At 74.1% G+C, this 15,569-nt stretch carries 2 protein-coding genes; both read right to left on the minus strand.

All coding sequences use genetic code 11. The annotated features are described in order from the left end of the window. Positions 1-5,879 (minus strand): SDR family NAD(P)-dependent oxidoreductase (locus IE207_RS32605; RefSeq protein ID WP_190187946.1); only part of this gene is annotated, 5,879 nt, incomplete at its 3' end. A 34-nt stretch (positions 5,880-5,913) separates the two neighbouring features. Further along, positions 5,914-15,569, minus strand: a 9,656-nt coding sequence (locus IE207_RS32610; protein WP_190187947.1) for a type I polyketide synthase, incomplete at its 5' end; no start/stop codon positions are given.

The raw sequence follows: 15,569 nt of genomic DNA on the forward strand, positions 1-15,569 counted from the left end.
CCCGCACCCTCACCCCAGCCCGTACCGTCGGCACCCGCACCGAACGACTTGCACCGGCCGTCGGAGGCGAGGCCGCGCTGCTCGCTGAAGTACACGAGCATGTCGGGGGTCGACATGACGGTGACGCCGCCCGCGAGCGCCAGCGAGCACTCCCCGGACCTCAGGGCCTGGGCCGCCATGTGCAGGGCCACCAGGGACGACGAGCACGCCGTGTCCACGGTGACCGCCGGGCCCTCCAGGCCCAGGGTGTAGGCGACGCGGCCGGAGACCAGGCTGCCCGCCGTGCCGCCGGCGTAGTCGTGGTACATCACACCGGCGTACACACCGGTCCGGCTGCCCCTGAGCGCGCCCGGGTCCACGCCCGCACGTTCGATCGCCTCCCAGGAGGTCTCCAGCAGCAGCCGCTGCTGCGGGTCCATGGTCAGGGCCTCACGTGGGGAGATCCCGAAGAACGCCGGGTCGAACGCGCCCGCGTCGTAGAGGAAGCCGCCGTCACGGGCGTACGACTTGCCCGGCACACCCGGCTCGGGGTCGTAGACGCCGGGGTCCCAGCCCCGGTCGTCGGGCAGCGGGGCGATGGCGTCCACGCCGTCGGCGACCAGCCGCCACAGACCGTCGGGGGTGTCGACGCCGCCCGGGTAGCGGCAGGCCATGCCGACGATCACGATCGGGTCGTCGTCCGTCGTGCGGGTGGACGCGGGCACCGGCGCCGGGGCCGCCTGCGCGCCGGCTCCGTCGAGGAGTTCTGCGATGTGTGCCGCGACGGCCGCAGCCGTCGGGTAGTCGAAGATCAGCGTGGCGGGCAGCCGAAGCCCGGTCGCCTTGTCGAGCCGGTTGCGCAGTTCCACGGCCGTCAGGGAGTCGAAGCCCAACTCGTCGAAGGCGCGGTGTGGTTCGACTGCGTCGTCCGAGGCATGGCCCAGGACCGCCGCGACCTGCGTACGGACGAGGTCCTGGACGGCGGTGGCGCGTTCGGCTCCGGTGAGACCGGCGAGCCGCTCGCGCAGGGCCTCCGATCCGGTACGGGCGGTGCCCCGGCGGCCGGGGGCCCGGACGAGTCGGCGCAGCAGGGCGGGGGGCTCGTCGGTGTGGGCGCGCAGGACGGCGAGGTCCAGGCGTACGGGGACGGTCGCCGCCTCGCCCGACGCGAGCGCGGCGTCGAAGAGGGCGAGGCCGCGGTCGGCGGGGATGGCGGGGGTTCCGGCCTGCCGCATCCGCTCCAGTTCGGCGTCCCCGAGGTGCGTGGCCATGCCGCCTGCGGTGTCCCACAGGCCGAAGGCCAGTGCGGATGCCGGGAGCCCGCCGGCCCGGCGGTGGGCGGCGAGAGCATCGAGGAAGGCGTTGGCGGCGGCGTAGTTGGCCTGGCCCGTCGAGCCGAGGGTGCCGGCGATGGAGGAGAAGAGGACGAAGGCGGTGAGCTCCAGTGACTCGGTCAGCTCGTGCAGGTGCCATGCGGCGTCCGCCTTGGGCGCCAGGACGGCGCTGAGCCGCTCGGGCGTGAGGGAGGGCAGCATCCCGTCGTCCAGTACGCCCGCCGCGTGCACGATCCCGCGCAGCGGGTGCGCCGGGTCGACGGTGTCCAGCACGGCGGCCAGCGCTCCGCGGTCCGCGACGTCGCAGGCGGCGACCGTGGTCGAGGCGCCCAACTCGGTCAGTGAAGCCGACAGTTCGGCGACGCCCGGCGCATCGGGGCCGCGCCGCCCGACCAGGAGCAGGTGGCGCACCCCGTGTTCGGCCACCAGATGGCGGGCGATCAGGGCACCCAGTCCACCGGTGCCACCGGTGATCAGCACGGTGCCGGTACCGTCCCACACGTCGGCCACGGCGTTGGCGGAGTGGGCGACGGCGGTGTGGGCCGAGCGCACCAGGCGCGGCACGGACGTGCGCCCGGCGCGGACGGCCAGCTCCGGTTCGCCTTCGACCAGGACGCTCCCGAAGTCCTCGCTGCCGTCGGTGTCGAGCAGCACGAAACGGCCGGGGTTCTCCGCCTGAGCCGCCCGCACCAGACCCCATACGGGGGCCTGTCTCACATCGACCGGTTCACCGTCCTCGACGGCCACCGCACCCCGGGTGACGAGGACGAGGGTCGCCTCCGAGAAGCGCGGGTTCTCCAGCCACTGCCGCAGCACATCCAGGACGCGGTGGGAGAGGGCGTGGACGGCGGACACGACATCGGCTTCCGGGACTCCGCAGTCGAAGACCACCGTGTCTTCGACCGGGCCGTCGGCCGGCGCGTCCTCCCAACGCAGCCACCGCCCCGTGGACCCGGCGTCGGCCGGCTGCCACGCCACGCGGTAGAGCGGGTCGTCGGCCCGCGCCCCGGCTCCGTCGAGCGCCCGGCCGACGACCCCGCCGACCGTCGCGACGGGGGCTCCGGAGGCGTCGGCCACCTCCAGGGACAGGCTGTCCGGGGTGGGCCGGGTGAGGCGCACGCGCACCGCCGACGAGCCGACGGCGTACAGGCGTACGTCCTTCCACACGAACGGCAGCACCGTCGCGGCACCGTCAGCGGAGTCGCCTGAGCCCTCTCTCGCGTCCACCAGCGCGGCGTGCATCGCGGCGTCGAGCAGCGCCGGGTGCACGCCGTATGCGTCCGCCGCCACCTCGGGCGGGAGCACGACCTCCGCATACAGCGCGTCGTCGAGCCGCCAGGCGGCTGTCAGGCCCCGGAAGGCCTGCCCGTAGGCCAGACCACGGTCCCGCAGGGTCTCGTAGGCTCCGTCGAGGGGCAGCGGATCCGCCCCGGGCGGGGGCCACGCCGTCAGGTCGAACGCGGGCGCGTCCGCACTGTCGGCCAGCACGCCCTCGGCGTGCAGGGTCCACTCCCGCTCGGGGACCGTCCCGGGGGTGCCCTCCTCCCGCGCGTAAACGCCGACCGACCGGCGCCCCGACTCGTCCGCCGCCCCGACCACGATCTGTACGGCGACGGCACCGTCCTCGGGGAGGACGAGCGGGGCGTGCAGGGCGAGCTCTTCCAGTACGCCGCATCCGGCGTGGTCGCCGGCGCGGACGGCGAGCTCCACGAACCCGGAGCCGGGGAAGAGGATCGCGTCCCGCACCACGTGATCGGCCAGCCACGGTTCGGCGGCACAGGCGAGCCTGCCGGTGAGGACCACCCCACCGGAGTCGGCCAGGGACACGACGGCGCCGAGCAGGGGGTGCTGGGGCGCGGAGAGCCCGGCGGCGGGCGCGTGGCCTGCGGGACGGACGGCGTCGACCCAGTAGCGGGTGCGCTGGAAGGGGTAGGTCGGCAGGTCGACGCGCCGGGCGCCGGTGCCGGTGTAGAAGGCCTCCCAGTCGACGCGCACACCGTCCACGTGCAGCAGGGAGAGGGCGGAGATCAGGGTTTCGAGCTCGGGCCGGTTCTTGCGGAGGGCGGGTACGAGCACGGCCTGTTCGGAGTCCACGCCCTGCTGGGCGAGGCCGGTCAGGATGCCGTCCGGGCCGATCTCCAGGAACCGGGTCACCCCCAGCTCGCCCAATGCCACGACCGCATCGGTGAATCGGACGGCCTCGCGGACCTGACCGACCCAGTACTCGGGCGACTGCCACTGCGCACCCGGCCGGCCCGTCACGGTGGAGACGGCCGCCACACGCGGCTCGGAATAGGTCAACCGGGATGCGACGGTACGGAACTCGTCCAGCATCGGGTCCATGAGCGCCGAGTGGAAGGCGTGCGAGACGGCCAGGCGGCTGGTCTTGCGACCGGCCGCCGTGAAGTGCTCACCCAGCGCCAGTACTGCGGCCTCAACACCGGAAACCACCACCGAGTGCGGCCCGTTGACTGCCGCGATCCCGACACCCTCGGACAGGAGCGGCAGCACCTCCTCCTCCGTGGCCTGCACCGCGAGCATCGCCCCACCACCGGGCAGCGCCTGCATCAACCGGCCACGCGCCACCACCAGTTCCGCAGCATCAGCCAGGGACAGCACGCCCGCGACATGAGCGGCGGCCAGCTCACCGATGGAATGACCGGTGACCACGTCAGGCTTCACACCCCACGCCTCCACCAGCCGGAACAACGCCACTTCCAGCGCGAACAGCGCAGGCTGCGTCAGAGCGGTGGCATTCAACGTCTCCGCATCCCCACCCCACACCACCTCACGCAACGACCGCCCCAGGTGCCGGTCGACCTCCCCACACACCGCGTCGAAAGCCTCCGCGAACACCGGGAACGCGGCATACAACTCCCGCCCCATCCCCAGCCGCTGCGCACCCTGCCCCGTGAACAAGAACGCCGTCCGGCCACCGAGATGAGCCTGACCCGTAACCAGGGCAGGGTGCTCCTCCCCCGCCGCCAGGGCCGCCAGCGCACCGAGGCGGCTCGCCCCATCGCCCGTCACCACCGCCCGGTGCTCGAACAGCGAGCGTGTCGCCGCCAGGGAGTGACCGACGTCGCCGGCCCGGTGGTCGGCCCCTGCTACCGCCTCCAGCAACCCCCGTGCCCGGTCCGCCAGCGCCTGCGGGGTCTTCGCGGACACCGGCCACGGCGTCACCGGCGGGAGCCGATCCGCCCCGGCCGGGGTTTCCACCGGTGCCTGCGGGGCCTGCTCCACGATGACGTGCGCGTTCGTGCCGCTGAGGCCGAACGAGGAGACGCCCGCCCGGCGCGGACGGCCCTCGGCCCGCCATTCCCGGGCCTCGGTCAGCAGCTCCACGTCCCCCGCCGACCAGTCGACCTGGTCCGACGGCGCGTCGACGTGCAGGGTCCGGGGCAGTACCCCGTTCCGCATCGCCATCACCATCTTGATGACGCCCGCGACACCGGCCGCTGCCTGCGTGTGCCCGAAGTTGGACTTCACCGAGCCCAGCCACAGCGGCCGTCCCTGCGGCCGCTTCCTGCCGTACGTGGCCAGCAGCGCCTGCGCCTCGATGGGGTCGCCCAGCCGGGTGCCCGTGCCGTGCGCCTCCACCGCGTCGACGTCGGCCGCCGTCAGCCCCGCGTCGGCGAGCGCCTGGCGGATCACCCGCTGCTGCGCCGGCCCGTTCGGGACGGTCATGGCGCTGGACGCGCCGTCCTGGTTGACGGCGGAGCCGCTGACGAGGGCGAGGACCGGGTGGCCGTTTCTGCGGGCGTCGGAGAGCCGCTCCAGCAGCAGGACGCCCGCGCCCTCGCCCCAGCCGGTGCCGTCGGCGGCCGCGGCGAACGGCTTGCACCGGCCGTCCGGAGCGAGTCCGCGCTGGCCGGAGAAGTACACGAGCATGTCCGGGGTGGACATGACGGTCACGCCGCCCGCCAGGGCCAGGTCGCATTCCCCGGACCTCAGGGCCTGGGCCGCCATGTGCAGGGCCACCAGGGACGACGAGCACGCCGTGTCCACGGTGACGGCGGGGCCCTCCAGGCCCAGCGTGTAGGCGGTCCGGCCGGAGACGAAGCTGCCCGCGCTGCCGTCGGCGTAGTCGTGGTACATCACGCCGGCGTACACGCCGGTCCGGCTGCCCTTGAGCCGCGTGGGGTCGACGCCCGCCCGCTCGATCGCCTCCCAGGAGATCTCCAGCAGCAGCCGCTGCTGGGGGTCCATGGTGAGCGCCTCGCGCGGGGAGATCCCGAAGAACGCCGGGTCGAACGCGGCGGCGTCGTAGAGGAACGCACCGTCGCGGGCGTACGACTTGCCCGGCACACCCGGCTCGGGGTCGTAGACGTCCGGGTCCCAGCCGCGGTCGGCGGGGAAGCCGGATACGGCGTCGGTGCCGTCGGCCACCAGCCGCCACAGGCCCTCGGGCGTGCCGGCGCCGCCGGGGTAGCGGCAGGCCATGGCCACGATCGCGATGGGGTCGTTGCCCGCCGCGGTCAGCCGTGCGTTCTCTTCGCGCAGTCGCTCGTTGTCCGTGAGTGACTTGCGCAGTGCCGCTACGACCTGTTCCACCGATGTGCTCACGTCATCCTCGAATTCCGGGTCGGTCCGGTCGGTTTCAGCTGGCTTCGCCGCCGCCGGCCATGGCGGCACGAATGAGGTCGTCGACGCCCATGTCCTCGATGGCCGCGCCCTGGTCCGGTGTCTCGGGAGCGGTGAGCGGGGCCGCCGCCAGGGAGTCGGCTTCGTGGTCTCCCGCCAGTCCCAGCAGGGCGTCGAGCAGCCCGGACTCGCGCAGTCGCGCCGCGGGGATGGACAGCAGGGCCCGCCTGATGCCGTCCTCGTCCAGGTGCGGTCCGGCGGAGGGGCTCGCGGCCTCCGTCTCGGGTTCCAGCTCGTCCAGCAGGAACCCGGCCAGGGCCGCCGAGTTGGGGTAGTCGAACATCAAGGTGGCGGGCAGGCGCAGCCCGGTCGCCTTCTGGAGCCGGTTGCGCAGCTCGATCGCGCCGAGCGAGTCGAGTCCGAGCTCGGTGAAGCCCCGGTCCGCCCCGACCCCTGCCGGGTCGCCGTGTCCGAGGACGGCTGCCGCGTGGCCCCGTACGAGTTCCTCCGCGTAGCGGACCCGCTCGGGCCCGGCGGGGAGCTGGGCGAGCTTGGCCCGTACGAGGGAGCCGCCGGTGTCTGCTGCGCCCGTCGCGGGCAGCGCCGTGGGCCGGGCGGTCCGACGGGCGGGCGGCCCCGCGAGTGCGCGCAGCAGCGCCGGGATCTCGTCGGCGCGCCGGGACAGTGCGGCGCGGTCGAGCCGGACGGGGGCCAGCAGGGCCTCGTCCAGGGCGAGCGCCGAGTCGAACAGGGCCAGGCCGTCGGTGAAGGACAGCTCCAGCACGCCCGAGCGGCTCATGCGGCGCAGATCGGCCTCGGTGAGTTCCGGGCCCTCGCCGACCGTGCCTTCCCACAGGCCCCAGGCGAGCGAGGTCGCTGCGAGACCGGCGGCGCGACGCTCGGCGGCCAGCGCGTCGAGGAAGACGTTCGCCGCCGCGTAGGTGGCCTGCCCGGCGGACAGGATCTGGCCGCCGGCCGAGGAGTACAGCACGAAGGCGGAGAGGCCCAGGTCCTTCGTCAGTTCGTGCAGGTGCCAGGCGGCGTCGACCTTGGGCCGCAGCACCTTGCTGACCTGCTCCTTGGTGACGGCTCCGACCAGCGCGTTGTCCATGACTCCGGCGGCGTGCACGACGCCCGTGAGCGGGTGCTCGGCCGGGATCTCGTCCAGCAGCGCGGCCAGGGCGTACCGGTCGGCCGCGTCGACGGCGACGACCCGTACGTCCGCTCCCGCCGCGGCGAGTTCCGCGCGCAGTTCGGCGGCCCCGGGGGCGTCCGCGCCGCGGCGGCTGGTCAGCACGAGGTGGCGCACGCCCTGTGCGGCGACCAGGTGCCTGGCCAGGGCCGCGCCCAGCAGACCGGTACCGCCGGTGATCAGGACGGTCCCGGCCGGATCCCACACCGACGGTTCGGCGGCCCGGACGGGCGCTGCGACGTAGCGCGGGACGAGGACCTCCCCCCGTCGGACGGCGATCTCCGGTTCGGCGGAGGCGACGGCGGCTGCCAGGGCGGCCACCGACTCGGGCTCCCCGTCCAGGTCGACCACGGTGAAACGGCCCGGGTTCTCCGCCTGTGCGGCGCGCAGCACCCCCCACAGGGGTGCCTGTACGCAGTCCACGGGTTCCGTGTCCGGCCGGGCGGTGGGGACGGCGTTGCGGGTGACGAGGACCAGGCGGGAGTCGGCGAAGCGGGAGTCGGCGAGCCACTGCCCGAGTCCGTCGAGGAGCCGGCCCACGGAGGTGCGGACCTGCTCGGGCACCCCGGCGTTGGTGCCGAAGACGTCCGAGACGTCCGGCGCCGTCAGCACCACCACGTCGGGAACGCGATGCTCGGGGGCGAAATCGGCCAGGGCGGCGAGTGAGGTGACCTGGCGCAGGCCCGGCAGCCCGGACCCGACCACCACCCAGTCGTCGGTGGTCGCGGCCGGAGCGGCGGTCGGCTGGTGCGGCTGCCAGTCGACGCGGAACAGGGTGCCGTCGCCGCCCGACCCGTCGCCCGCCAGCTGCTGCGCCGACACCTCGCGCACGACCAGCGCCTCGACGGTGGCGACGGGCTCGCCGGTGGGTGCGGTGATCCGCAGTGCGACGGCGTCGGGGCCCGGCTTGGTGAGGCGCACCCGCAGCGCGGACGCACCGGTGGAGTGCAGGGTGACGCCGGTCCAGACGAAGGGCAGGGCGGCCCGGACCGGGCCGTCGGCGTCCTCATCGAAGATGCGCTCGGCGTGCAGGGCGGCGTCGAGAAGTGCCGGGTGAAGGGCGAAGAGAGCGGCGTCGGTGCGGGCCTCGGCGGGCAGTGAGATCTCGGCGTACAGCTCGTCGCCGCGCCGCCAGGCCGCCTTGAGGCCCTGGAAGACGGGGCCGTACCCGTAGCCGAGTCCGGCGAGGTCCTCGTACATCCCGCTGACGTCGACGGGCCGGGCCCCGGCCGGCGGCCAGGCTTCCAGGTCGGGGGCGGCCGCCGCCGGCTCCGGGGCGAGGACGCCGCGGGCGTTGCGGATCCAGGGCGCGTCCGCCGAGAGGTTCTCGGCCCGCGAGTAGAGGGCTACGTCACGACGCCCGGACGCGTCCGCCTCACCGACGACCACCTGTACCGCGACCCCAGTCTTGCCGGGCAGCAACAGCGGTGTTTCCTGGGTGAGTTCCTCCAGCTGGGCGCAGCCCACCTCGCTTCCGGCCCGGAGCGCCAGTTCGACGTACGCGGTGCCCGGGAGCAGGACGCTGCCGTGAACGGCGTGGTCGGCCAGCCAGGGGTGGGTGGCCGTGGAGATCCGGCCGGTGAGCACAGGGGCTCCGGTCTCCGGGGAAGCCAGTACGGCGCTGAGCAGCGGGTGCCCGGCCGGGGCCTGCCCCATCCCGGCCGCGTCGCCGACCGAGGCGGGAGCGTCGAGCCAGTAGCGGGTCCGGAGGAAGGGGTACGTGGGGAGATCGACGCGCCGGGCGCCGGTGCCGGCGTAGAAGGCCTGCCAGTCGACGGGGACGCCGGTGGCGTGCAGCTGCCCGAGGGCGGCCATCAGAGCTTCCGGTTCGGGGCGGTTCTTGCGGAGGGCGGATACGAGGACGACCTGTTCGGAGTCCACGCCCTGCTGGGCGAGACCGGTCAGGACGCCGTCCGGGCCGATCTCCAGGAAGCGGGTGACGCCCTGCGCCTCCAGCGTGCGTACGGCGTCTGCGAAGCGGACCGCCTCGCGGACCTGACCGACCCAGTACTCCGCCGACTGCCAGTCCTGCGACTGCTCACCCGTGACGGTCGAGACGACGGGGATGCGCGGCGCGGAGAACGTCAGTCGGGAAGCGACAGCACGGAACTCGTCCAGCATCGGATCCATGAGCGCCGAGTGGAAGGCGTGCGAGACGGCCAGCCGGCTGGTCTTGCGACCGGCCGCCGTGAAGTGCTCGCCCACGGCCAGCACCCCAGCCTCGACACCCGAAACCACTACCGACTGCGGCCCGTTGACTGCCGCGATGCCGACACCCTCGGACAGCAGCGGCAGCACCTCCTCCTCCGTGGCCTGCAGCGCGAGCATCGCCCCACCAGCAGGCAGCGCCTGCATCAACCGGCCACGCGCCACGACCAGTTCGGCCGCATCAGCCAGGGACAGCACGCCCGCGACATGAGCGGCGGCCAGCTCACCGATGGAGTGACCGGCGACAAGGTCAGGCTTCACACCCCACGCCTCCACCAGCCGGTACAGCGCCACTTCGAGCGCGAACAGCGCGGGCTGCGTCAGAGCGGTGGCATTCAGCGCCTCCGCATCCTCACCCCACACCACCTCACGCAACGACCGCCCCAGGTGCCGGTCGACCTCCCCACACACCGCGTCGAACGCCGACGCGAACACCGGGAACGCCTCGTACAGCTCACGCCCCATCCCGAGCCGCTGCGCACCCTGCCCCGTGAACAAGAACGCCGTCCGGCCGCCGGCTCGCGCGGAGCCCCGTATGCCGTCCCCGGCAGCGAGCGCAGCCAGCCCCCGCAGCGCGCTCTCGCGGTCCCCTCCGGTGGCCACGACCACCGCGCGGTGTTCCAGCGCCGCCCGGCCCGTCGCGAGGGTACGGGCGACACCGCCGAGGTTGATCTCCGGTGCGGCGAGGAGCAGGGCGTGCAGCTCCTGGGCCTGGCGGGACGGTGCCTGCGGGTCGGCTCCGGACAGCAGCAACGGCAGGGCAGGCAGGTCGCCCGCCACCGCCTCGGCCGGGACGGCGTCCGGGGCCTCCTCGACGATGAGGTGGGCGTTGGTGCCGCTGAGGCCGAAGGAGGAGACGGTGGCCCTGCGCGGCCGGTCCGCGCGGCGGGGCCACGGCCGGGCCTCCGTCAGCAGGCGGACGTTGCCGGCTTCCCAGTCGACCTCGGGTGAGGGCTCGTCCACGTGCAGGGTCTTGGGCATCAGCCCGTTGCGCAGGGCCATCACGGACTTGATGACGCCGCTGACACCGGCCGCCGCCTGGGCGTGTCCGATGTTGGACTTGATGGAGCCCAGCCACACCGGGTCGTCGGCGGCCCGCCCCTGCCCGTACGTGGCGAGGAGGGCTTGTGCCTCGATGGGGTCGCCCAGCCGGGTGCCCGTGCCGTGGCCTTCGACGAGGTCCACGTCGGCAGTGGTGAGGCCGCCGGAGGCGAGGGCGCGCTGGATGACGCGCTGCTGCGAGGGCCCGTTGGGGGCGGTCAGGCCGTTGCTGGCACCGTCCTGGTTGATGGCGGAGCCACGGATCACGGCGAGTACGTCGTGGCCGAGCCGCTGCGCGTCAGAGAGCCGCTCGACCAGGAGCAGTCCTACGCCCTCCGCCCAGCCGGTGCCGTCGGCGCCGCCCGCGAAGGCCTTGCAGCGGCCGTCGGCGGACAGGCCGCGCTGCTGGGCGAACTCGACGTAGATCTCGGGCGTCGACATCACGGTGACGCCTCCGGCCAGTGCCATCTCGACCTCGCCGCGGCGCAGTGCCTGGCAGGCCATGTGGAGGGCGACCAGCGAGGACGAGCACGCGGTGTCGACGCTGACGGCGGGGCCTTCGAGACCGAGGGTGTAGGCGACGCGGCCGGTCAGGATGGAGGCCGCGGTGCCGTTGCCGAGGTAGCCGGCGACGTCGTCGGGGATGTGCTGGAGGCGGGAGCCGTAGTCGTGGTACATCACGCCGGCGTAGACACCGGTCTGGCTGCCGCGCATGGCGGAGGGGTCGATGCCGGCGCGTTCGAAGGCCTCCCAGGCGGCTTGCAGGAGCAGCCGCTGCTGGGGGTCCATCGCGATGGCCTCGCGGGGGCTGATGCCGAAGAAGGCCGGGTCGAACTCGGCGGCGTCGTAGAGGAATCCGCCTTCGCGGGCGTAGGTCTTGCCGTGCAGGCCGGGTTCCGGGTCGTAGATGGCGTCGGTGTCCCAGCCGCGGTCGGCGGGGAAGTCGGCGATGGCGTCGCGGCCTTCGGCGACGAGGTCCCACAGGTCCTCGGCGGAGCGCACGCCGCCGGGGAACCGGCAGCTGATGCCGACGATCGCGATCGGTTCGTCGTCGGAGTACGCGGCGGGGGCGGCGGTCTGCGCGGGGGTCCGCTCCGTGTCGTCGGTGCCGAATGCGCCGGCGAGGTGGTCGGCTACGGCGCGGGCGGTCGGGTAGTCGAAGACGAGGGTCACGGGCAGGCGGAGTCCGGTGGCGGCGTTCAGCGCGTTGCGCAGTTCGACGGCCGCCAGGGAGTCGAAGCCGAGCTCCTTGAAGGCGCGGTCCGCTCCGACGGTGTCGGTGCTTTCGTGGCCGAGGACGGCAGCGACCTGGGTGGCGACCAGCTCCAGCAGTGTCCGTTCACGTTCGGCCGGGGTGAGGGCGGCGAGCTTGCGGGCCAGGCCGTCGCCGGCCGGGGCGGTTTGGGCGGCGGCGCGCCGGGTCGCGGGCCGGGTCGTGCCGCGCAGCAGCGGCGGGATGTCGGCGCCGCGGGCGTGGAGCTGTGCCGGGTCGATGGGCAGGGGGGCGAGCAGCGCGTGCCGGGTGCGCAGGGCTTCGTCGAACAGTTCGAGGCCGCGGTCGGCGGGCAGGGCGGGCAGGCCGAGCCGCTTCATCTTCTCCAGGTCGGCGTCGGTGAGTTCGCCGCCGAGACCGGTGTTGACCGCCCACAGCCCGTAGGCGAGCGCGGTACCTGCTTGTCCTCCCGCTCGCCGGTGGGCGGCGAGCGCGTCCAGGAAGACGTTGGCGGCGGCGTAGTTGCCCTGTCCGGCGGGCAGGACGAGTCCGCCGGCGGAGGAGAACAGTACGAACGCGGTCAGGTCCAGGCCCTCGGTCAGCTCGTGCAGGTGCCAGGCGGCGTCGGCCTTGGGCCGCATGACGGTGTCCAGGCGTTCCGGGGTGAGCGTGGCGGTCAGGCCGGGGTCCACTACGCCCGCGGCGTGCACGACTGCGGTGAGCGGGTGTGCGTCGGGGATCGCGGCGAGGACGTCGGCCAGTGCGGTCCGGTCGGCCGCGTCGCAGGCCGCGATGCGTACCTCTTGGGCTCCGGCTCCGAGGAGCCGGTCCCGCAGTGCGGGGGCTCCGGGGGCTTCGGCGCCGCGGCGGCTGGTGAGGAGCAGGTGCCGGACGCCGTGGTGGGTGACGAGGTGCTCGGCGACGCGGGCGCCGAGGCCCCCGGTGCCGCCGGTGACGAGGACGGTCCCTTCGCCGGTCCAGGGGGACGGCGCCTCGGGGACGGCCGTCTTGACGAGCCGGGGGGTGAGGAAGCGGCCGGCGCGCAGGGCGAGTTCGGGCTCGCCCTGCGCCAGGGCCTGTGCGATGAGGCCGGGGTCGGTGTCGGCGGCCGCGGTGGGGTCGTCGGGGTCGGTGTCGAGCAGCACGATCCGGCCGGGGTTCTCCGCCTGCGCGGCCCGCACCAGACCCCACACGGGGGCCTGGGTGAGGTCGGGGGTGGTGCCGGGATCGGTGGTGACCGCGCCGCGGGAGACGACGACGAGGGTGGAGGCCGCGAACCGCTCGTCGGCGAGCCACGACTGTAGCTGGCCCAGTACGTAGGCGGTGTTCGCGCGGGCCGCTTCGGGTACGGGCTGTCCGGCCGGGGTGGTACGGCACGCCAGGGCGACGGCGGGGGTGTCGGCGAGGATGGCCAGCCCGTATTCGTCCAGGACGACGGCGGAGGGGTCGCCGGGCACGGCGGGCGCGGGCAGGGTGGTCCACTCGATGTGGTGCAGGTCGTCGGAGACGGTGCCGTCGGCCGGCTCCAGTTGTTCGGCGGACACGGGCCGGCAGATCAGCGAGGACACGGTCATGACCGGGCGGCCGGTCTCGTCGGCGACGGTCATCGCCGACTCCTCGGCGCCGCGGATGCGGCGTACGTGGACGCGCAGTGCGGCCGCGCCGGTCGCGTGCAGGCTGACGCCGCTCCACGCGAAGGGCAGCAGGGCCTCGGTTCCGCCCTCGCCCTGGTCGACGAGGACGTCGACGTGCATCGCGGTGTCCAGGAGCGCGGGGTGCAGTCCGTACTGTCCGGCCTCGGTGCGCACCGCGTCGGGCAGTTCGACCTCGGCGAACAGTTCGTCGCCGCGACGCCAGGCCGCCTTGAGGCCCTGGAAGGCGGGTCCGTAGCCGTAGCCGCGTTCCCGCAGCCGCTCGTAGGCTCCCGCGACCTCGACGGGCGTGGCTCCGCGGGGCGGCCATTGGGTGAGGTCGGCGTCGGTGTGCGGGGGCGTTCCGGTGGCCAGGAAGCCGGTGGCGTGGCGGGTCCAGGCGTCCTGCGGTGCGCCGTCGAGACGGGAGTGGATGTGCAGCGGCCGGCGGCCCGTCGCGTCGGGGGCGCCGGCGGCCACGCGCAGGGAGGCGCCGCCGGACGCCGGCAGGACGAGGGGTGCCTCCAGCGTCAGTTCCTCCAGGAGGTCGCAGCCGACCTGGTCGCCGAGGCGTACTGCGAGTTCCACGAACCCGGTCCCGGGCAGCAGGACCGCGCCGTGCACGGCGTGGTCGGCGACCCAGGGCTGTCCGGCCGTCGACAGCCGGCCCGTAAGGACGACGGAGCCCGACTCGGGCGACAGGACGGCGGCGCTGAGGACGGGGTGGTCGAGGGGGTCGAGGCCGGCGGAGCCGACGTCGCCGGTCCGGGCCGGTACGTCGAGCCAGTAGCGCTTGCGCTGGAAGGCGTACGTGGGCAGGTCCACGAGGGGGCCGGAGCGGCCCGGCCGGCCGAGGAGGGCGGCCCAGTCGACGGTGGTACCGCGCGCCCAGGCCGCTCCGGTGCCGGCCAGCGTCTCGCGTGCTTCGTCGCGGTCGCGTCGCAGCAGGGCGATGAAGACGGTGTCGTCGCCGCTGACGCAGCCGGCGCCGAGCGCGGTCAGGACGGCGTCGGGGCCGATCTCCACGAAGGTGCGTACGCCGAGCTCCTCGGCGCGGCGTACGGCGTCCGCGAACCGTACGGGCTCTCGGACCTGGCGGACCCAGTACTCCGGGTCCTGCCACTGGGTGGATGCCTCGCCGGTGACGGTGGAGACGACCAGCGGGATGCGGGGCGCGTGGAAGGTCACGTCCGCGGCCAGGGCGCGGAATTCGTCCAGCATCGGGTCCATGAGGACCGAGTGGAAGGCGTGCGAGACGGCCAGTCGGCTGGTCTTGCGGCCGGCGGTGGTGAAGTGTTCACCGACGGCCAGTACCGCGGCCTCCGCACCGGAGATCACCACCGAACGCGGCCCGTTGACCGCCGCGATACCGACGCCTTCGGTCAGCTGCGGCAGGACCTCTTCCTCGGTGGCCTGGACGGCGAGCATCGCGCCCCCGGCGGGGAGCGCCTGCATCAACCGGCCCCGCGCGACGACGAGTCGGGACGCGTCGGCCAGCGACAGCACACCTGCGACGTGGGCGGCGGCCAGTTCGCCGATGGAGTGACCGGCGACGGCGTCGGGCGTCATGCCCCATGTCTCCACCAGCCGGTACAGGGCCACTTCGAGGGCGAACAGGGCGGGCTGGGTCAGCGCGGTCGCGTTCAGCGCGTCCGTGTCCTCACCCCACACCACGTCCCGCAGTGACCGGCCGAGGTGCCGGTCGATTTCGGCGCACACGGCGTCGAAGGCGCCGGTGAACGCGGGGAAAGCCTCGTACAGTTCACGGCCCATGCCGAGGCGTTGGGCGCCCTGGCCCGTGAACAGGAAGGCCGTCCTGCCGTCCTGGGCTGCTCCGACTCCGGTCCCGGTGCCTGCTGCGAGGACTTCCAGTGAGCGGGCGAGTTCGGCACGGTCGGCGCCGAGGGCGACGGCGCGGTGCTCCAGCGCGGCCCGTCCGGTGGCCAGCGTCGCGGCGGCGGGGGCGAGTTCCTCGTCCGAGAGGTCATCGAGGCGTTCGCGCAGGCGGTCGGCTTGGGCCCGCAGGGCTTCGGGGGTGGATCCGGAGACCGGCCAGGGGACGACGGGCAGGGACGGGACGGGTTCGACGGCGGTGACGGCGGCTTCCTCGCGCGGAGCCTGCTCGATGATGACGTGGGCATTGGTTCCGCTGATCCCGAACGAGGACACGCCGGCCCGCCGTACTCCGCCCGGTGTGGCCCATTCGCGGGCCTCGGTGAGCAGTTCGACGTCTCCGGCCGACCAGTCGACCTGGTCGGAGGGCGTCTGCGCGTGCAACGTGGCCGGCAGGACGCCGTGGTCCATAGCCATGACCATCTTGATGATGCCCGCCACACCCGCCGCCGCCTGGGTGTGGCCCATGTTCGACTTGACGGAGCCCAGCCACA

It is taken from the genome of Streptomyces cirratus (genome assembly GCF_014650775.1).
In the GTDB taxonomy this organism is placed as follows: domain Bacteria; phylum Actinomycetota; class Actinomycetes; order Streptomycetales; family Streptomycetaceae; genus Streptomyces; species Streptomyces cirratus.